Source organism: Vibrio sp. CyArs1 (assembly GCF_022432925.1).
Classification (GTDB): Bacteria; Pseudomonadota; Gammaproteobacteria; order Enterobacterales; family Vibrionaceae; genus Vibrio; species Vibrio mediterranei.
The window spans coordinates 561,387-580,864 of record NZ_JAKRBO010000003.1; the positions used below are offsets into that span (position 1 = coordinate 561,387).

Genomic DNA, 19,478 nt, shown 5'->3' on the forward strand with positions numbered 1-19,478 from the left:
CGTTACAAAGCCCCACGTATTTTGATGGGTGAGGCCCTGCTTGAGGTCGTTTAAGCTAGAGAAATCAGCTTATTAACCAGTTTTTCTATACCACTGTTGGCTTCTGAAATGGTTGTTGCCAGCATATAGGCTGGTGTAGACACCACGTTGTGTTGCTCGTCGTAAACAATATCATCCACAGCGCATATAACGTGTTGACCTCCTAACGCCGCAAATCCGGCTGCAGTGTCTGAGTCGTTACCTATTGTTCCTCTGACGTCATTTGGATAAATCAATGGAATGATAGTCGGGGCAATACATAAATAACCTGCAGGTTTCCCAGCTTCAGCAAAGGCACGGCATGCACTCGCTACGTGTGTGTTAATGGAGCATTCTGCACCTTTAATGGCAAAGTCAGTAAGGTTCTTGGCCGCGCCAAATCCACCTGGAAGCAGTAGTGCATCAAAATCATTCACATCCAGCTTTTCGACGTCTTCAATATTCCCTCGCGCAATACGGGCAGATTCAACGAGTACATTACGACTTTCTTCCGTTACTTCCCCTGTTAGATGGTTAATGACGTGCAATTGCTCAACGTTAGGAGCGAAACAGTACCACGTTGCATTAGCTTTCTCTATAGCGTGCAGGGAAAGCACAGACTCATGAATTTCAGCGCCATCGAATACGCCTGACCCACTAAGAATGACGGCTATTTTTTTCATACTGATCATTTCTCCTTGTTATTAGGGCATTAAGACTTTAGGACAAAATAGGGCACTTTGTCTGCTTGCTATGCCACAGAATGCTAGTTGCTTCAAACTACAAAAAAGCCACCCGTTAAGGGTGGCAAAGGGAACCGATAACTAAAATTTGCTATCGTAAGTGGACCTGTTTAAATTGAGTAGAAGAAGTAGAGTTGCGACTTCATTCTCAAGATGATGCCTCGAATGACGTCTAAGAAAGCAAGAAAACCTATCGGTTTTTCTCCACTTACCCATGCTAGTCCAACGGCACCGACCGGGATGTCATAACCTTCAGTCTCTTGTATTTTCAAGCGCACAAAGTGATGCTTGTTATTCAGGTTCTTACCAGTAGTGGTGCGTACTGACTGGTCAATAGCAAGCAATGTGCCTTGCGATTCACCCGTCGCTTCAACAATACCTTCCACTTCTGCGGCAAAAACATGTCCCGGATAAACGGATGTAGAGAATTCAGCGGGTTGCCCAGCTTTAATGTTTCGAATAGCTTGGTGATTAACACGCATCAGTACATACTTTTCGTTGGTGTACATTTGCAATCGTGGTACTCGCGATAACAGTTGCCCTTCACGAAGAATGAAGTTGGTAACAAAGCCATCAGTCGGTGCATAAACTTTGGTGCTGTCGAGGTCCCACTGTGCGCGTTCGACAGATTCCGTAGCGTTTCGCAAATCATTCCTTCTGCTGTCTACAGCAAATTCATATTTACTGATAGAAAGTAGTGCTTTATTTGCATCTACACGGCGTTTATCAAGTTGTGCTTCGGTAGTCTTTACTTTGTGTTTTGCCACTTCAACAATGCTAATTTGCTTATCTATATCACTTTCGGTGATTGTGTTACTAACCACGGCGTTCTGCTCTTGGAAGCGTTTCAGCATTTTTCGTTGTAAGGTGTAATCGACCTGCGCAGAGCGAAGCTGACTTGCCGATGTTTCAACACTCTTTTGTGCAGAAAGATAGCTAGATTTTGATATTTCGACATCTTGGATCGCGCTATCTAACGCTACTTGTGCTGCGTCGTGTTGTATTACCGCTTGATCTAGTGCGATTTGATAAGGTTTTGGGTCAATCTCATAGATGAGTTGACCTTTCTCAATCTGTTGGTTGGGCTTGATGTGCAACTTAACGACTTTCCCCGTTACATTAGAGGAATCTGGACGAAGCTGAATATGCGGAGCCTGAACTAGAGAGCCACCGGAGAGATCCATCGGGGTATAGTTAATCAACCCCACCCAAACGAACATTAGCCAGCCAACGCCACCAATATACGCGAAGCCTTTAGAAAACTTGTTCCATGGCATACCTATTAACCGCAGTAGGTATATAAACAGAGCCCAAACTGCTAAACCCTCTAACATGTTGTGTTCTCCGTATTATCTTCTTTTCCGTGCCAAATATCTCTAAGTCGAACAATCGCTTTTTCCATGTCTACAAATGCAATGATGACGGCCAATACCCAAACCCAATGCCAGATAAAGCCTATCCATGTGAGAGCGGTGATTAGTCCTAGCTGATGGTGATCTTTGCTGTGTGCTTTATTAATAGGAAGCTCGTGAATACGCCAAAACCCATATACCGCGGCAACGACACTTGCGACTAATACGATTCCTGATACGACGTGTAATGCGGTGTCTGCGCTCGTTCCGACAAATGGGACACTCAGTAGGCTCATTGATTTACCTTATAAGATTTAGAAGAATCAAGAGTCTATTCGACATAGAAATAATCATTTACAAAATGATAGATTTCATCAAGAATCAACATGTTTTGAGGCAATTAGTATCATCTGGTGACGATATGTTTGAGAATGTACACTTTGTAAGAGCTATGGGTATTGCGGGGCTGGTCGGAAACCTGCACAAAACCTATGGTGTAAGACCAGAAGAGTTGGGGATCCCAGCTAAAGCCCTCGAGTTTCCAATGACACTGATCCCAGTTTCAGTTCTCAATCAGTTCTACGAGAACATTGAGTTGATAACAGGAGATCAGGATGCCGTACTTAATCTTGTCAGCCAAATGTCGATTGATAGACTAGGTTCTATGAGTCGCTGGTTTTTCTCAGGTCATGATCTTGCCTCGACCATTCGTCGAATTAATTTTGGTATTACTTGTATTCAATCTGGGGCTTTTCTCAGTGGCGAAGTAGTGGGTCCAATTGTTAAGTGGACGTATTACAACAGCTCAATTTCTGCAGCCGCAAAAGCCGATGATGGTGTCAGAGTTGCAAACTTCATGTGTAATGTATTGAAGCGCTATCTGGGGGAAGAGTTTGTTCCTGATCGTGTTTGTATATCAGGTACCAAGTCAAATAGAAGTAAATACGAGGCCTATTTTGGCTGTCCAATCGAATGGGGGCATAATCAAACAGAGGTTTGGTTACCCAACAAGCTGCGATTACAAGGCAACAAGATACCGTCATTAGCCGCAGAAAAGCTTTCTATGAGTTTTGCAGATCTCGATAACTATTTGAACATGCCAGACTCTCAAGATCATATGAAAGTGTTGTATGAGGTGGTGAATTATTCGCGACATTTTGGGATTCCAACATTAGCAAAGGTGTCGGAATTGTTGGGCCTGTCGGAGCAGCAGTTACAAAGACGGTTACAAGCGTCGGGGTTAAACTTTACCTCAGTGGTCGGATTCGTTCTATCCGGGGAAGCGGTGAAGCAAATTGTGCTAGGCACACCTATGGAACAAATTGCCGAGAGCCTAGGTTATACCAATATGACCAGCTTTAGCCGTATGTTTAAGAAATACCGAGGTATTACTCCAAAGCAGTACCTAAACAACTACCTTTCCGCTTACTAATCTGAGTTTTTAAGCTACATCTGGTAGATTGTTAGGCGAAAACGACTTTATTGCGCCCTTCAGATTTGGCTTGATAAAGGTGCTTATCAGCAATATCGAGCTTGTTACGCCAATGCCTTTGGTAGTTTGCAGGACTTAATAAGGTTGCGCCAATAGATGCAGTCACCGTTAATCGACCTTCGTCAAAATATAGGCTGGTCGTTTCAACGGTGGTTCGAAGCCTAGTTAGACGATCTTGCAATTGAGCAAGCGTGTCTGCACGGACAATGATAAGAAACTCTTCACCACCCCAACGTGCTAGTAGGTCGTCATTTAACAAGACGCTGTTGAGCGTTTGAGCAACTTCTTGTAGGACAATATCCCCAGCCGCGTGACCTAATTTGTCGTTTATATCTTTAAAGTGGTCAATATCAATTAAACCGATAGCAATATGCCCTTTGCCCGGTAGAGCTCTATCACCACTAAGATAATGTTCTGCAAACCGACGATTTGGTATGCGCGTGAGTGAGTCCAGCATGCTCTGCTCACGCAACGAATGATTGGTCGACAACAAGGAAATGTTTTGCTGTTGGAGCGTATTCTTGCTTTTAAACAGCAGCAAAAAGCCAAACATACCTGCCACAAAAATGGCCGCCCACATTTTTTCCTTAGACTCTTGGTAATCGATGCGAGTTTGCTTGAGTTTGTTCTCCGTATGAAGTTGGGTGATTTTATGCTGCTGTTCGGTATCAGCATGTACTTGCTCTAGTTCAAATAGGGCTTTTTGGCGTCTATCGAAAAGTAGGATCTCGTTTTCTTCTTGATAAAGCCGAGCATACCTATATGCAGTATCAAAGTGCTGCTGTCCGGCATAAAAATTAGCAAGGTGGTTGTATGCTTTTGCCGTATTAAGAGGATCTTTTAGAGCAATGAATTGATCTTTGGCACTAATCAATAACGACTCTGCTGTACTGCTGTTACCAAGAAAACTCAGTGCTCGTCCAAGGTGTGTAATGCAATGAGGGACCTGGGTTTTAATCTGATATTTTTCTGCTAAAGATAGGCACTCTTGAGCGAGCCATTCAGCTTGTCGGTAGTGTCCTTTTTCAAGTGAGTTATATGCCTTATTGCTTTTAACATTGGCGATAAGGCTAACATCACCGAGCTGATCTGCCTTTAGTTCTGCTAAGTCAAGATACTCTGACTGTTCACTCAGGCTACCAATATTACCAGCGATGATAGATCGATTGAGGGCGAGTATCGCCTCTTGTTCTAATTGCGGTTGATGACTCTTCTGGAGCCAAAAATAGCCCTCTTGATTGTATTCAAGCGCTTTATCCCATTCTTCTAAGTCGGCATAGATTAAAGAGATGTTGGAAATAACTTTGACCACATACGCGGCGTCACCAATACTACGGAAAATCTCCAATGCTGCGGTATAGCTTTTTTTTGCTTGTAACTGCCTATTTTGACTGGAGTGGATGACAGCGATGAGGTTGTGTGTCCTTGCTTCAAGGTGCAAGTAACGCAGCTTTTTGGCAGCCAGCAGTGCGCGGTTTGCTCGTTGTAAGGCGACATCATAGTGACCATCGGTAATATCAAAGGTCGCTAACCACATATCACTCTCTGCTACTATCCAAGGCACGCTTTTTTGGATGCCGATTTGTTGCATGGCATCTAATGCTTTACGTGCTTCCAAAGGACGTTTGTGTGCTCGATGATGTTTGAATTTTCCAAGATAATAGTAATAGCTTGCAACTGGATCGTGTCCAATCTGCGCACTTCGTTGAAGTTGCGTTAATAACTCGATTCCATGATTAAAACTTGAGTAACGTACTGCATTCAAGGCAAGTACCGTTTCTTTGTAGGGTTTGTCTTCTATGAGCGTGAGGGGGGAAAATTGAGCATAAACGGCCCTAGAGCTTAACGCAAACAGAATGATGGTGAACAAGAAACACAGTCGGATAGCTATTAGCACTGATAGGTTAATAAGAAATAATTAGTACGTCGTATTGTAAATGTTTAAATTGTCATCGTCAAATTATCATTTTTGGAACTGATATCAACAAAAATGTCTATTCTAGAGAGTTATATGGTTATAAAAGAGCCAATTGACTTGTCGCTAAGAGTTAGGTTTCATTACTAAATCAATAGATTGCATAAGCTCTTGAAAATACGGGTTGAAGGTTAACCGTGCATGGATTTTGTTTGGTTCTTGATAACCGTAAGCGGAATACCAAACCTGATGGCCCGATTGGCAGTTTGCATAGTCAATGTCACGTTGACCGTTATCACAAATGGTGATCATGCCAGTCTGCCCATAATACGGGTTGTTAGGGCTGAATAGCATACCCATATGAGAGCCGTTGGAAACACGATATTCAGGTAAAACCATCGTCTGACTGATGATTCTTTGACCTTCAGGGGGGTGCTCTCCTTGCCAAATAAGTCTGCTTTCAGCATGGATAAACTGGTTTTGGAACGCTTGAGAGGCTGCGGTGGTATCGACAACGCTATCGGTTTCACTCAACACCATTAATGTTGGTTTGACGAAAAGATGAGTAGCGAGGTTGTCTTGTACGACTTTTGCCGTTTGGTAGTATACGGCTGCGCCATTCATAGGCAGCGAATTGTAACGTAGTACATTGTTCTCTGGGTCTTGGTCAGCCCAGTCCATGAAGTAACTTGCAAAGCGCGCGTATTTGACTGCTTCCGATTTGGGTTGGAATGCTGGAGAGAAAAGCAACAGCCCAGAAATACGGTCATCATTCAGTGCATAGGCAGTCACAAGATTAGCGCCGGTAGAGTATCCGCCTAGCCAAACATTAGGATAATCTTCAAGCAGTAGCTGAGTATGGTGTGAAACGATATTTTCCCAGTCAGAGTAGCTAGGCAGCAGCAAATCACCGGCCTTACTGCCATGCCCAGGAAGTAAAATTGCTCTAACTAAATAGCCTTGCTTAACCAAATGTTCCGCAATGTCGTGAAACGAGTAGGGTGAGTCACCAAGTCCGTGCACTAACAATATGGCTTGACCATTAGGGGAGTCAGGCACTAGCTCAAAGGGACTATTGAGCGCAATTTCTTGTTGATGATCGTCAGATTTGAATGCACGGTTTTCAGCAAGCCATCGTTGAGTATCTTGGATGTATCGCTCAAATGAAGCTTGCTGATAGGCAGGGAGTGCCTTTGCTGTTTGGTAGGCAGGGTCGTTGTTCTTGGCAGAACAACCAAATATACCTGCAGTGATGAATACAGAAATATAGAAGACGAGCGCGACCAGTTTTCTTTTATGTCGCGAACGTATTTCGCGAATAGCAGACCTACTTGGACGAGACTTCTTCATATTCACCTTCTATTGTATTGCCTTGCATATTTTGGCGCTGTTGAGCTAACTCTTTGTCGAGCTCTTTCTTAATACGATTACCCGTGACATATGCAGCAATGGTAAGTGGAATTGCCATGATTAAACTGAACATCATCGCAACAAAGCCGATAAATAGGGCGCTAACGGTTAGGAGTGCTTTTTTCATAATGACCTCTCTTGATAAACAGCGTCGGAAAATGGATGAGTCTTTATGTGCATCGCTCCTTGATGGTTAGATAATAGAGCAATCAATATGAACCAAACATGAACGCTAGTTCACAATTGCGTTCATGTTTGAATACTTTTAATCACCTAAAGGTTGGCGATCGCTGCCTGTGCGGTGAGTATCTAGAGCGAGTTTGAGGCGACGTAAGCGGTCACGAGAGCGACGCTTGTGATTGACGGCAAGCTCCATCGACAATACATCAACCAGAGCTAGCATAGCGTAACGAGACGCCGACGGTTTGTAGATGAAGTCGGTTTCTTTGTGAATAATGGGAAGAACAATATCACTGAGCTTTGCTAAAGGTGAGTCGGCAGGAGTTATGGCTATCACTCTAATCCCGTACTGCTGAGCAATTTCTGCGGTTTCGACGATAACAGGGGTATGTCCCGTCGCGGAAATGACCACCATGACATCGTTGGCGTCTGCAGTAGCAGCGACCATTCTAGTAAGAAGACCATCGTTGTATGAGACCACAGGGTAACCTAGCCTAAACAAACGATGTTGAAGCTCTTGCGAGGTAATAGTTGAACCGCCGCCCACACCCACTGCGATTATTTGTCTAGCAGAGTGAAGCATGGTAACGGCTTGGCTAATATCGGCTTCATTGATAAGGGCACGGTTGATATCCAACGCCTGTTTGATCGATTCGTAAATGCCTTGGTGGCTTGTTTGGTCAGGCGGCTCAATGATGAAGCGCTGCCCAACGGCGAGTGATTGCGCCAGTTTGATCTTAAGATCTCTAACATTAAGACAACCTACAGCCTTAGCAAATCGAGTAATAGTCGCTTCACTAACGCTTGCTTGCTGTGCTAGTTCGGTAATACTCGCATTGGCGGCAGAATGTATATCGTCGGTAATTAAGTCTGCCACTTTCTTTTCAGCATCACGAAGCGCGCTGTAGCGCTCCGTGATCTGAGATATGATGTCTACTTCTACGGTCAAAACTTTCCCTCTAAAAAGCCGTTTCTACCCATTGCTCAACATTATGCTCATTGTCGCTGATCGCGAGAAGACGCCATTTATCAAACGTAAGGCATGGGTGTGACGTTGAGAACGCAATCATATCACCAACCTGAAGTGACGACTCTGGTGGAATGGCCAAAAATGTGTGTTGGTCCATAACATCAGTAGCGATGATCTTGTTTTCTTTGATTTCAGCACCTGCTCGATAGATACGTTCTGGGATCGGTAGCCCCGCATCGAAGGCTACATCCCTCTTACCGAGTCCTACGATCGCTTTGGTCGGCTCTGGTCTAGAAATTACATACGCCCACACTTCGAGCGAAGAGGATAGGTCACCACCCAACTCACACGCATAACCACCATTTTTAACTGCTCTGGCCATGACTTTTTCTTGGGCGTCAAGATAGATCCCTGTGTCATGAATAACATAGCAACCTGGTCGAATAACAGCCTGAAAGTCATTCAAATGAGCAAAAGTTTCTGCCACGACGTCATACCATGCGGATCCAGCTCCGGTGAGAATAGGCTTGTTAGGCAGCAACTCCTGACTGATGAGGTCACGTCCAATTTCAATAGTCTCTGTTAAGAGAGCCCTAACGAGAGACTCTTCATCTCCACCATGAATGACTCCTTCGTAGACCTCGATTCCGACCAATGAGACATGAAGCAAAGTACTAATATGTTTAGCAAGTTCGACTACCTCTTGTTTCGTTCTGCAACCGCAGCGACCTCCAGCAACACCGTATTCAATTAACACTTCAATGTTCGCATCTATACTTGAATAGAATTGTTCCAATTGATCAGCGTTAACGGCTGAGTCTACGCACACGATGACTCTAGCTTGAGTCTCTTTCTTAATACGAGCCACCATTGCCATATTGGCTCTACCAACCAGTTGGTTAGCGATCATGATATTTTTTAACCCAGCGCTAGCCGCTGTTTCTGCTTGTGGTGCCGTTGCTACTGTTATCCCCCATGCACCTTTTTGCTTTTGCATGGCGAAAAAGTCTGGTGTCATGGTGGTTTTTCCATGTGGACAAAGCAAAACGCCATGATAGTTAGCAAAAGCTTGCATCCAGTCCATGTTATTCAGCAATGCTTGTTTGTTAATAACTGCTACGGGGAGGCTAATTTCTTCATTAATCAGGCTGTATTTTGTCTTAAGCTCAGCCGTCACTGGCACTCCTTTCATTCCTCTGCCAAATGGTACCGTTGTATTTTTCTGTTTGTTTCTATCATTTTCTTTTAAATCTATCATTGATAATTCTCTTTCTAACATGATTTAACTTGTTGATATTTAATGTTTGATGGTAACAATGGTAATTAATATGTTAGAAACTATCAAACTTAATGGGTTAAATTGTGTAATTAGTCACTGTGTTTGTGTGGGTAACTATCTATGATTGTTTGTGTGAAATGCACGAACTGAGAGAGAAGGTCATGTTGTTCGACATAATTATTAGAAATGCAGAAATCGTCGATGGTACCAATACTCCAGCGTACAAAGCGGATGTGGGGTTAGTAGAAGATCGAATAGTCAAAATTGGTGAATTAACAAACGAGAAAGCGACGTCTGTTATTGATGCTGAAGGTTTGATAGTCAGCCCTGGTTTTATTGATGTACATACTCATGACGACACTAATGTTATTCGCTATCCCGATTGCTTACCAAAAATCAGTCAGGGTGTTACTACGGTGATCGTCGGTAACTGTGGTATCAGTGCATCGCCTGCCGTATTGGAGTGCGCACCGCCGGATCCAATGAACTTGTTGGGCAAACAGGAAGATTTTAAGTATCCGACGTTTGCTCAATATGCCGAGGCGGTGTCTTCAGCAGAACCAGCCGTGAACGTTGCCGCTCTAGTCGGCCACACCACGTTACGTAATAACGTGATGAATGACCTATTCAGAGAAGCCAGCGAGCAAGAGTTAGCTTCGATGAGGACAACGCTTGATTTAGCAATGCAACAAGGAGCACTTGGTTTAAGTTCCGGCTTGGCCTATGCCAGTGCCAAACAGGCGACAGCCAGTGAAGTTATGCGGTTAGCTGAGGTTCTTGCTGAGCATGATGGTATTTATACCACACACATGCGTACTGAGTTTGAAGAAATCTTGCATGCGATGGAAGAGGCTTTTGAGACTGGAAAGCATGCAAAAGTGCCTGTTGTCATCTCACATCTCAAATGTGCAGGTGCTGGTAATTGGGGGCGTACAGTTGAAGTTCTTGATTTGATGGAGAAGACATCAGCTCATCAAGATGTCTCTTGCGACTGCTACCCATATTCTGCTAGCTCGTCAACATTAGATTTAAAACAAGTTACTGAAGATTTTGATATTTTCATTACGTGGTCTGAAACAAAGCCAGAATGCGCAGGACAAATGCTCGCTGACATCGCAAAGCAAATGGAATTGCCTCTTATTGAAGCGGCAAAAGCCTTGCAACCTGCTGGCGCTGTTTATCACTGCATGGATGAAGCAGACGTTGAAAGAGTCTTGAAATACCGTTTGACGATGGTGGGTTCAGATGGTTTACCCAATGATCCTCATCCTCATCCACGTCTATGGGGAACATTCCCCAAAGTGTTGAGCCATTACTGTCAAGGTCGCGAATTATTTCCTTTGGAAGAAGCGGTACACAAGATGACGGGTATGTCTGCGACACGATACAACTTATCGAATCGAGGTGTCATTCGCGAAGGTGCGTTCGCTGATATCGTGATATTCGACAAACAGAAAATAAAAGATACCGCAACATTTGAAAACCCGATTTCAGTCGCTGATGGGATTGAGTGTGTATTGGTTAACGGAAATATTAGTTACTCAAATAAAACCGTTGCTGAAAATAGATTTGGGCGATTTATATATCGTCAAGAGAAGTAATATTTAAATGAGCATTATTTGCTCTTGGAAATATAAATTTAGTTAAAAAATAGATAATTGGAGAATCAAAATGACGATTAAGCGCTATGGTGTAGAAGGTGGTGTAGGTACAGGTGGTCAACATTTACCGTTCGCTCGCGCAACTGAAGCGGGAGGCTTTCTTTACGTTTCAGGTCAAACGCCAATGACTGACGGCGAAGTCGTTGAAGGAGGGATTGTTGATCAATCTCGTCTAGCAATCCAGAACTGCGTAGACATTATGGAAGAAGCAGGTTACGGCCTTGAAGATGTGGTACATGTCAAAGTTGTACTGACGGACTCACGTTACTTCCAATCATTTAATAAAGTGTTTAAAGAGTTTTTTGGCGCAAACCCACCTGCTCGTATCTGCATGGTATGCGATCTTGTTGTCGACGTAAAAGTTGAAGTTGATGTCACGTGTTACCGCGAAGACCGTCGTTAATTAAATACTTTTTATATATTACTTAAATTAATATTAAGGGCATTCTACTGAATGCTCTTCACAAAAATATAAATATTTACAATCTAAATGGACTTAATTCAGAAGTGCCTCTTACTTCTGAGTTTAAAATAACGTAAAACGGTAAGTGGCTTAAATGAGTCACTTATATCTCTGGAGGTGTTCAATGAACAGTACACTATTTTTATCCGGCTTCGGAATATATGTGTGTTTTCTTATTTGGCTAGGATGGTTTGTGTCACGAAACCAAAAGTCTGGTGAAGACTTTTTGTTAGGTGGACGTGGTTTACCTCTGTTTCTTGTGCTAGGTACGACAGTCGCAACCATGGTTGGCACTGGATCAAGTATGGGAGCGGTTGGCTTTGGTTACGCTAATGGTTGGGCTGGAGCGCTTTATGGTATCGGCGGTGCGCTAGGCATCCTACTATTAGCCCTTTGGTTTGCACCAGTTCGAAAGCTTAATTTCATGACGATGAGTGAAGAGCTTGCGTATTACGTCGGTGCCAACCGTGTCGTTAAAAATGTTGTTGGCGTGCTTATCTTTATTGCCTCTATTGGTTGGCTTGGTGCTCATATTCTTGGTGGCGGTATGTATTTGGCGTGGATTGCCGATATTGATCTCAACGTAGCAAAAGTCATCATCGCAGCAGCATTCACAATTTATGTTGTCATTGGCGGATACACAGCGGTTGTTTGGACCGACACTATCCAAGCAATTATCCTATTTGTTGGCTTTATTTTAATGGCGGTTCTATCTGTTCAACACATCGGTGGCATGGACAATCTTTACGAAGCGATGGACCCGGCGGCAACAAGTTTCCTTGCAATTGAAAAGCTTGGACTTATTCCTGCTGTCTCTCTAGCTGTGGTCATTGGTGTTGGTGTATTAGCGACGCCATCTTTCCGTCAAAGAATATACTCCGGTAAGAATGTTTCAACTATTCGCCGTTCATTTGTATTGTCTGGCGTTTTGTATCTGTTCTTCTCGATTATCCCAGCAATCATCGGTATGGCTGCTCACGCGATTGAACCAGGTCTGGACAATGCCAACTTTGCATTCCCTTATATTGCAGCGACTGTGCTACCGGTAGGGGTTGGTATGATCGTTCTGATTGCGGGTTTGTCGGCAACAATGTCTAGCGCAAGTTCAGATGCTATAGCGGGCGTTTCAATCCTTCTTCGCGATGTATATGTAATGTTCACTGGCCGAGTGCCAAATAAAGAGTCAATGCTGAACTACTCCCGTCTAGCATTGGTTGTTGTTATCGGCTTTGCACTGCTGTTCGCACTCACTTCGAATGACATCATTGGCTATATCACGAAGATGATCTCAACGGTCATGTCAGGCATGTTTGTATGCGGTATGTTGGGTCGTTTTTGGAAACGTTACACTTGGCAGGGAGCGATTGCGACACTTGTTGGTGCATCGGCAGCGTCCTTCGCGGTAATGTTCAGCACAGACCTAACGGCTTTCTGGGGCAATCCAGTTATCCCATCAGTGACGGTAGCAACAATTGCTGGTGTTGTGGTTAGCCTAGTGACGCCTGAAAATAAGGTCTCTCCTGAGCAAGCTCAAGCGATTCTTGATGCTGAACGCGCTCAAATGGAGTTGGGTTCAGCTCCTCAAGAAACTTCAGCAAAACCGACACCAGTTACTGAGTAATTTTGGTCTTATCTAGGAGTGCATGCGGCACTCCTTCTTCTAATCCTAATATTTTAAGAGGCTCTGATGAAAGTAGCTTTCTTCGGTGAATGTATGGTGGAACTGAGTGGGGAGCCACTTCGAAGAACATTCGGAGGCGATACTCTTAACACTGCGCTTTATCTAGCAAGGCTTGGACGTAATCGAGGTATTGATGTTTCCTACGCGACGGGGCTGGGTGAAGATAAATTGTCGGTTGAGATGAAACGAGCTTGGAACGATGAATATATCGACACGAGTTTGATTGAAACCGTGTCAGACAAACAGCCTGGTTTGTATTTAGTCGAAACTGATGTAAATGGAGAGCGAACCTTTCTGTACTGGCGTAATGACAGTGCCGCAAAATACTACTTTGACAATGTGGTAAGTAAACTAGAAGTTGCTTTAGCCGCTAACCAACATGATGCGCTTTATCTCAGCGGAATCAGCTTAGCCATATTGAACAATAGTGCTAGGAAACGAATGCTAACTATGGCTAAACACCATCATGAAAGTGGTAAAAAAGTCATATTTGATAATAACTTCCGTCCTCAGCTTTGGAGTAGCTCCGACGCTCGACAGTGGTATGAAAAGCTGTTGCCTTATGTGGATATAGCGTTACTCACAGAAGATGATGATAGAGAAATATGGGGGACTGAAGAGTCTATTGAGTCACGTTGTGAGCGATTTGAAATTGCAGAAGTGGTGATTAAACGCGGTTGTGAACCATGTAAGGTGATAACACGAGAAAACAATCAGATTAATACCCACATTGTCGCAGCATCGAAAGTTGCGAATGTGATTGATACCTGCGCTGCCGGTGACTCTTTTGCTGCGGGATATTTGTCTGCGAGATTGAGTGGTCAGTCATGCGAGTTATCTGCCGAGTTTGCTCATTCTGTTGCTGCTATCGTTATTCAACACCCTGGCGCTATTGTTCCACTCGGTGCTATGGATCATTTACTGTGAAGAGATCAACATGTCGTTAATTAATAAATTAAAACAATTTAAAGTTATTCCTGTTATTCAAATTAATAATGTAGACCATGCGATTCCTTTAGCTAAGGCATTAGTCGAAAACGGTCTTCCAGTCGCTGAAGTCACATTCAGAACAGAGGCGGCAGCTGCTTCTATCAAGGCTATGAGAGATGCCTACCCTGAGTTGTGTATTGGTGCGGGTACAATTTTGAACTCACAACAAGTAGATCTTGCTATTGAAGCAGGCGCTGAGTTTATTGTTGCTCCTGGCCTTAATCCCAACACGGTTAAATACTGTCAAGAAAACAATATAACCATGATCCCTGGAGTGAATAACCCAAGCCAAGTTGAGCAAGCCCTAGAGTTAGGATTGTCTTTCCTTAAGTTTTTTCCTGCAGAAGCATCTGGCGGTGTAAACATGGTTAAGTCGCTATTGGCGCCTTACGGTGATGTTGCATTTATGCCGACGGGAGGCATCAGCAAAGTGAATGTCAATGACTACCTATCTCTCGACAGAGTTCACTGCTGCGGTGGTACTTGGATGGTCGCAACATCGTTGATTGAAAACGAGCAGTGGGACCACATTGGTGAGCTTGTGCGAGTAGCGGTAGCCACGACACGATAACTAGTCTTATGTTGTTATTTGGCCAGTAATTAAGCTGGCCGCTTTTTAGTCCAGTTATTTTGTTTTAATGCCCATTGATTTGGGTAGCCCTTTGACAACCCTAAAATAGATAATTATTAATGAAAAAAATCATATCAATAAGTGTTTTAGCGCTGGTTTAATGCTGAATTTACCGCGCGTGAGCATACCGTTAAATTTCTCGACAAGTACTCAGATTTTATGAGGCCATACGCAGAAATTGTTGATGCGGACAAAAACATTTATATCCCAGGACCAAATAAAGGCGAAACTGAGTGACGCTATCGTATTGGTCTGAACTTTGTATTCTAAGGAAATAATAATGAAAAAGAGTATCTTAACTTTACTGGTAGCCGGTTCACTAACAACAACGGCAGCATGGGCTATGGCACCAAATACTGATTTAAATTTAATGCCTTATCCACAATCGGTGGAATTAGGTCAAGGAAGCGTAACGTTAGACAAAGATTTTAGTATTTATATTAAAGGATTTAATTCTGACCGAGTCGAATATACGGCAAAGCGCTTTGTAGAACGCTTAGAGCGTCAAACAGGTCTACCGACGCTTAACTGGCGAGCTGATTCAGAGGATGAAGCGACGTTTGTTATCGACATTCAATCCCCGGCTAAGAGTGAGGTGCAAGATATTGATGCCGATGAGTCGTACAAGCTAACGAGCAATGATGGCAAAATTGTTTTAGAGTCGAGCCGCCCATATGGCGCTATTCGTGGTATTGAAACCATTCTCCAATTGGTCCAGACCGATGCTAATGGTTATTCTGTTCCGGCAATCAGTATTGTCGATGAGCCGCGTTTTAGATGGCGTGGTGTTTCTTATGATACATCTCGTCACTTCATTGAGATGGAAGTGATTTTGCGTCAACTTGATGCGATGGCATCGGCGAAAATGAACGTGTTCCATTGGCATATTTGGGATGACCAAGGAATCCGAATTCAATTAGATAACTACACTAAACTGTGGGAGAAAACCACGGACGGTAATTATTACACCAAAGACCAAATTCGTTATGTCGTAGAGTATGCACGTAAACTAGGTATTCGTGTGGTTCCTGAAATTTCGTTACCGGGCCATGCGTCAGCCGTTGCTCATGCTTATCCAGAATTGATGTCTGGGTTAGGGGAACAAAGTTATCCGCAGCAGAGAGAGTGGGGGGTATTTGAGCCTCTGATGGACCCGACGAACCCCGAATTGTATGTCATGTTGGAAAGTGTATTCGACGAAGTGGTTGAATTGTTCCCGGATGAATACTTCCATATCGGAGGTGATGAGCCTAACTACAAACAATGGCAAGAAAATCCAGAAATTCAAACTTTTATCAAAGATAAAGAGCTTGATGGTGAACGAGGTCTTCAGTCGTACCTCAACGCGAAAGTGGAAAAAATGCTTGAGGAGCGTGGTAAGAAGATGAGCGGCTGGGACGAAATCTGGCACAAAGATCTTCCTAAATCGATCGTGATTCAGAGCTGGCGAGGCCATGACAGTATTGGCCGTGCGGCACAAGAGGGTTACCAAGGGTTGCTATCAACAGGCTATTACTTAGACCAACCACAGCCTACAAGTTATCACTATAGAAATGATCCGATGCCGAGTGGCATCACCGTTGACGATAAGCTCCACGAAGGGGAGCGCTTTGTTAGTTACCAGTGGGAAAAACCGCGTACTAAAGGTGGCCCACGCAAAGGCTTACTCACTATTATTCAAGCAAAAGACGGTAAAGTTCGTGCATTTACGGATTATAACGGTAAATCTCGAGCTGAAGTTGAGATCTTAGAATATGAACCTGGCAAGATATTCCGCGGCCACTTTGATAACTTCATGTCATACACAGAGTTCAATCTTAAGCTAGCGGGAGAACAGTTTGCCGAAGGGAGCTATCAGCTTATTGGTAATGTAAGGTGGCCAACGACGGGGAAACTGGTTGCTTCTTCAGCACAAGAGGGAGCGTCAATTCCTGAGCCAACTGGTGGCTATCCTGCTGAACTGAACGAACAAGAACAAAAGCTGATATTGGGTGGAGAAATCACCGTTTGGGGTGAAAATATCAATTCGATGACGATGGAAAACAGAATTTGGCCGCGCAGTTATGCGATTGCAGAGCGATTCTGGTCAAGTGAAGAGCTGACTGATGAAGCAAGCATGTATAAGCGTATGCGTGCAGTTGATAATTGGTCTGAAATTTCTTTGGGTATGCGTCACCATGCTGACGCAAGAGTCATGATGCAAAGGTTGGCGAATGGCAGCGATATAACACCTTTATTGGTGTTGGCGAAGTACACTGAACCTGCACAATACTATGCGCGTAACTGGGAAAAATGGATTCAGACTGAGAACCCAGGAGATTTATATAATCAACACGAACGTCTGAATCGTTTCGCTGATGCGCTCCCAGTGGAGAGTTACACTGTGTACGAAATGCGTGATTTGGTGACACAATACGTTAAGGGAGACAAGTCTGCTTTAATGTCGCTTAAAAATCACTACGAGCAATTACTCAATGCTTCTTCAGAGGCAGCTACAGTCTTTTCTAACAACGTAGCGTCAGTAGATACGCTACCGTTAGCTAAGGCATCACAGAAGATAGCTCAGTTAGGTTTGACACTGGTAACAAAAGCCGAAGCTGGCGAGAAAGTGTCTTCAGCCGATGCAAGAGAATATCAGTCTATGATTAATGACTCAGCGAAGATCATTGATGAAAGTATTGTCGCTACAGTGAAGCCGACGGAAATGTTACTTTGGTCACTATCAAAGTAATTCCATCGGCCTACTAGGTGCCGCATTAGAATAAACGCCCCTACTTAACTTGGGGCGTTTTATGTTACATGGGCTGATAACCACTGCTTATCAGCTTGATAACAACAAGTGAATTCAGTAATAGCACTCAAGGCGTTAGTCTAACCATACGCAAACACATAACGTCGAGAGCATCCTATGACATTTTCGAATTCTCAACTTAAATCACTTTTCGCTATTTCTACCCTCGCGCTGCTAGCAGGATGCTCTTCGCCCGCGTTTGATTCAGAAAACGAAAACTCTGCGAGAAACCGCGGAGCTGCTGGAGGGGCGTTATTAGGCGCTACCATGGGGGTTTTAACTGGTGAGCCTGAACTCGTGGTTAAAGGTGCGGTCGCTGGTGGTGTTGCTGGTGGTGTTGCTGGTTCAATGAAGGACCTTGAGGATTCACGCGAAACTAATCGTACTGAAATTTTGGCCGATGGGATAAAACAGGATAATCGTAGTGAAGCGGAGATGCGGGCTGATGAGCTTGAAGCTCAAATTCGCATTAAAGAGCTAGAGCAGAAATTGGCAGAGATGGAAGCTCAGCAAGACGATCAAGTAATTGATGCTAGCTAGTTAAAAGCTGGACATTACTCCAGTTTTAAAACATCAGATAAAGAAAAGGCCGATTGATCACTCAATCGGCCGAAAACAGTGTGAACAAATCGGTTCACTAACAACGTCAGTTGGCTAGGTGACCTCAAATTTTGAAGTCATTTTCTATAATGCATTTCGCGTGCCAATATTTCTTTTGGTTAATGTTAAGGTTTAAGGCAATATCAATGCATAGTTAACGCGGAATTTCTCATTATGCAATTGCAATATGCATTAACTTTGCAATATGCAATTAACTGCTCTATCACTAATTCCTCTAGGTTCATATCATTTTGTACCGATTTAGTTACATAGATATGGCAGAACTCGCGTATTTTGTCTAATTTTATAGCTATCGATAGAGAATGGTTCAGAGACATATGCAACCAGCACCGATACCTAGAAATGACGATTACCGACTTAGTGTTCTTCAAACTTTGAAGCTATTGGCTACGCCTGAAGAGAGGTTCGATCGAGTGACTCGCCTAGCTAAACGTATGTTTAGCGTGGACATTTCTATTGTAAGCATCGTTGAGCAAGATCGGCAATGGTTCAAATCTTGTGTAGGCCTCGATACTACTGAAACGGCGAGAGATATCTCATTCTGTGGGCATGCCATTCTTGGTGATGAGCCGTTCATTATCTCGGATGCTCTGTCTGACGAACGTTTTAGTGACAACCCACTTGTTGTATCTAAACCCAATATCCGATTTTATGCCGGTGTTCCAATTAAGTTAGCTGACAATGTTAAAGTGGGAACGCTTTGTATCATTGATAGCAAGCCTCGACATTTTAGTGACCAAGAAGTCCAAGATCTTATTGATTTGGCAAAACTCGCAGAAGATGAGCTAATAGCGTGCCTGGACAGTACGATTGATGAATTGACTCAAATTTCAAACCGTCGCGGCTTCAATAAATTGGCTGACAAGGTTATCAATCGATGTCGTTTCGCTATGGAGCCATACACACTGGCATCGTTCGATCTCAATCACTTTAAACTGATCAACGATACTTACGGGCATGGTCAGGGAGATGCAGCGTTAGCGACCTTTGCTCGATTGCTTGTTGAGAACTTTAGAGATTCCGATGTGATAGCGAGAATTGGGGGGGATGAGTTTGTTGTACTCATGTCTGGAACCACAGGAGTGGATGCCAAATTTCCATTGATGCGTTTCAAAGATCAAATAGCGATGTTCAATGGTTCGAGTGACAGCGAATTTGAGTTGTCTTACAGCGTCGGCGTGGTTTGCTTCTCACCTTTAGAAGATCTCACACACAATGACTTATTGTCTAAAGCCGATCTAGCAATGTACGCAAGTAAACAGGCTAACTAACGGATATTCT

At 43.6% G+C, this 19,478-nt stretch carries 17 protein-coding genes; 9 read left to right on the forward strand and 8 right to left on the reverse strand.

What is annotated here, in order from left to right; all coding sequences use genetic code 11:
• Nucleotides 1-50: 50 nt before the first annotated feature.
• The 3 genes from elbB to MMA19_RS13145 form a co-directional block, all read right to left on the reverse strand.
• On the reverse strand, nucleotides 51-701 hold the full coding sequence (elbB, locus tag MMA19_RS13135) for an isoprenoid biosynthesis glyoxalase ElbB (protein ID WP_240206413.1): 651 nt from the start codon (nucleotides 699-701) through the stop codon (nucleotides 51-53).
• A gap of 170 nt (nucleotides 702-871) precedes the next feature.
• Nucleotides 872-2,095 (reverse strand): biotin/lipoyl-binding protein, encoded by a 1,224-nt coding sequence (locus tag MMA19_RS13140; protein WP_006069092.1) that lies wholly within the window; start codon nucleotides 2,093-2,095, stop codon nucleotides 872-874.
• The gene (locus MMA19_RS13145) at nucleotides 2,089-2,409 is read right to left on the reverse strand and encodes a hypothetical protein (protein WP_031493189.1); all 321 of its coding nucleotides are present in this window, start codon (nucleotides 2,407-2,409) and stop codon (nucleotides 2,089-2,091) included. The genes MMA19_RS13140 and MMA19_RS13145 overlap by 7 nt, the downstream gene beginning before the upstream one ends.
• A gap of 125 nt (nucleotides 2,410-2,534) precedes the next feature.
• On the opposite strand from MMA19_RS13145, the gene MMA19_RS13150 reads away from it, so the two are divergent.
• A complete protein-coding gene (locus MMA19_RS13150; RefSeq protein WP_038221595.1) occupies nucleotides 2,535-3,545 on the forward strand; it encodes an AraC family transcriptional regulator in 1,011 nt (336 codons plus the stop codon).
• A 31-nt stretch (nucleotides 3,546-3,576) separates the two neighbouring features.
• On the opposite strand, the gene MMA19_RS13155 is transcribed toward MMA19_RS13150, so the two are convergent.
• The 5 genes from MMA19_RS13155 to MMA19_RS13175 form a co-directional block, all read right to left on the reverse strand.
• Nucleotides 3,577-5,502, reverse strand: a complete 1,926-nt coding sequence (locus MMA19_RS13155) for a GGDEF domain-containing protein (RefSeq protein ID WP_240206414.1) — start codon at nucleotides 5,500-5,502, stop codon at nucleotides 3,577-3,579.
• Nucleotides 5,503-5,646: 144 nt separating this feature from the next.
• Nucleotides 5,647-6,870 (reverse strand): alpha/beta fold hydrolase, encoded by a 1,224-nt coding sequence (locus MMA19_RS13160; RefSeq protein ID WP_240206415.1) that lies wholly within the window; start codon nucleotides 6,868-6,870, stop codon nucleotides 5,647-5,649.
• Nucleotides 6,848-7,057: a hypothetical protein gene (locus MMA19_RS13165; protein WP_124941855.1), complete on the reverse strand. Its 210-nt coding sequence runs from the start codon at nucleotides 7,055-7,057 to the stop codon at nucleotides 6,848-6,850. Before MMA19_RS13165 ends, MMA19_RS13160 begins: the two co-directional genes overlap by 23 nt.
• A gap of 138 nt (nucleotides 7,058-7,195) precedes the next feature.
• Nucleotides 7,196-8,059: a MurR/RpiR family transcriptional regulator gene (locus MMA19_RS13170; protein ID WP_038226420.1), complete on the reverse strand. Its 864-nt coding sequence runs from the start codon at nucleotides 8,057-8,059 to the stop codon at nucleotides 7,196-7,198.
• 10 nt (nucleotides 8,060-8,069) lie between these two features.
• Nucleotides 8,070-9,272, reverse strand: coding sequence for an amino acid deaminase (locus tag MMA19_RS13175; RefSeq protein WP_240206440.1), 1,203 nt, complete (start codon nucleotides 9,270-9,272; stop codon nucleotides 8,070-8,072).
• A gap of 215 nt (nucleotides 9,273-9,487) precedes the next feature.
• On the opposite strand from MMA19_RS13175, the gene MMA19_RS13180 reads away from it, so the two are divergent.
• The 8 genes from MMA19_RS13180 to MMA19_RS13215 all read left to right on the forward strand — a co-directional run bounded on the left by MMA19_RS13180 (nucleotide 9,488) and on the right by MMA19_RS13215 (nucleotide 19,468).
• Nucleotides 9,488-10,960, forward strand: a complete 1,473-nt coding sequence (locus tag MMA19_RS13180; RefSeq protein ID WP_261359898.1) for a D-aminoacylase — start codon at nucleotides 9,488-9,490, stop codon at nucleotides 10,958-10,960.
• A 70-nt stretch (nucleotides 10,961-11,030) separates the two neighbouring features.
• Entirely contained in the window at nucleotides 11,031-11,423 is a 393-nt protein-coding gene (locus MMA19_RS13185) for a RidA family protein (RefSeq protein ID WP_006069083.1), read from the forward strand.
• 184 nt (nucleotides 11,424-11,607) lie between these two features.
• Nucleotides 11,608-13,104 carry a sodium:solute symporter family protein gene (locus MMA19_RS13190; protein WP_006069082.1) on the forward strand — a complete coding sequence of 499 codons (1,497 nt, stop codon included), beginning with the start codon at nucleotides 11,608-11,610 and terminating at the stop codon, nucleotides 13,102-13,104.
• A 66-nt stretch (nucleotides 13,105-13,170) separates the two neighbouring features.
• Entirely contained in the window at nucleotides 13,171-14,091 is a 921-nt protein-coding gene (locus MMA19_RS13195; RefSeq protein WP_198558732.1) for a sugar kinase, read from the forward strand.
• A 4-nt stretch (nucleotides 14,092-14,095) separates the two neighbouring features.
• Nucleotides 14,096-14,725, forward strand: a complete 630-nt coding sequence (locus MMA19_RS13200; RefSeq protein ID WP_240206441.1) for a bifunctional 4-hydroxy-2-oxoglutarate aldolase/2-dehydro-3-deoxy-phosphogluconate aldolase — start codon at nucleotides 14,096-14,098, stop codon at nucleotides 14,723-14,725.
• A gap of 340 nt (nucleotides 14,726-15,065) precedes the next feature.
• Nucleotides 15,066-17,516 (forward strand): family 20 glycosylhydrolase, encoded by a 2,451-nt coding sequence (locus MMA19_RS13205; RefSeq protein WP_240206416.1) that lies wholly within the window; start codon nucleotides 15,066-15,068, stop codon nucleotides 17,514-17,516.
• A 177-nt stretch (nucleotides 17,517-17,693) separates the two neighbouring features.
• Entirely contained in the window at nucleotides 17,694-18,116 is a 423-nt protein-coding gene (locus tag MMA19_RS13210; RefSeq protein WP_240206417.1) for a glycine zipper family protein, read from the forward strand.
• 383 nt (nucleotides 18,117-18,499) lie between these two features.
• Entirely contained in the window at nucleotides 18,500-19,468 is a 969-nt protein-coding gene (locus tag MMA19_RS13215; RefSeq protein ID WP_240206418.1) for a sensor domain-containing diguanylate cyclase, read from the forward strand.
• Nucleotides 19,469-19,478 lie beyond the last annotated feature (10 nt).

What these genes read in the sequence shown, in the direction of transcription:
- elbB (WP_240206413.1), bottom strand. Translation starts at nt 701, where the DNA reads ATGAAAAAAATAGCCGTCATTCTTAGTGGGTCAGGCGTATTCGATGGC.
- MMA19_RS13140 (WP_006069092.1), bottom strand. Translation starts at nt 2,095, where the DNA reads ATGTTAGAGGGTTTAGCAGTTTGGGCTCTGTTTATATACCTACTGCGG.
- MMA19_RS13145 (WP_031493189.1), bottom strand. Translation starts at nt 2,409, where the DNA reads ATGAGCCTACTGAGTGTCCCATTTGTCGGAACGAGCGCAGACACCGCA.
- MMA19_RS13150 (WP_038221595.1), top strand. Translation starts at nt 2,535, where the DNA reads ATGTTTGAGAATGTACACTTTGTAAGAGCTATGGGTATTGCGGGGCTG.
- MMA19_RS13160 (WP_240206415.1), bottom strand. Translation starts at nt 6,870, where the DNA reads ATGAAGAAGTCTCGTCCAAGTAGGTCTGCTATTCGCGAAATACGTTCG.
- MMA19_RS13165 (WP_124941855.1), bottom strand. Translation starts at nt 7,057, where the DNA reads ATGAAAAAAGCACTCCTAACCGTTAGCGCCCTATTTATCGGCTTTGTT.
- MMA19_RS13175 (WP_240206440.1), bottom strand. Translation starts at nt 9,272, where the DNA reads ATGAAAGGAGTGCCAGTGACGGCTGAGCTTAAGACAAAATACAGCCTG.
- MMA19_RS13185 (WP_006069083.1), top strand. Translation starts at nt 11,031, where the DNA reads ATGACGATTAAGCGCTATGGTGTAGAAGGTGGTGTAGGTACAGGTGGT.
- MMA19_RS13190 (WP_006069082.1), top strand. Translation starts at nt 11,608, where the DNA reads ATGAACAGTACACTATTTTTATCCGGCTTCGGAATATATGTGTGTTTT.
- MMA19_RS13195 (WP_198558732.1), top strand. Translation starts at nt 13,171, where the DNA reads ATGAAAGTAGCTTTCTTCGGTGAATGTATGGTGGAACTGAGTGGGGAG.
- MMA19_RS13205 (WP_240206416.1), top strand. Translation starts at nt 15,066, where the DNA reads ATGAAAAAGAGTATCTTAACTTTACTGGTAGCCGGTTCACTAACAACA.
- MMA19_RS13210 (WP_240206417.1), top strand. Translation starts at nt 17,694, where the DNA reads ATGACATTTTCGAATTCTCAACTTAAATCACTTTTCGCTATTTCTACC.
- MMA19_RS13215 (WP_240206418.1), top strand. Translation starts at nt 18,500, where the DNA reads ATGGTTCAGAGACATATGCAACCAGCACCGATACCTAGAAATGACGAT.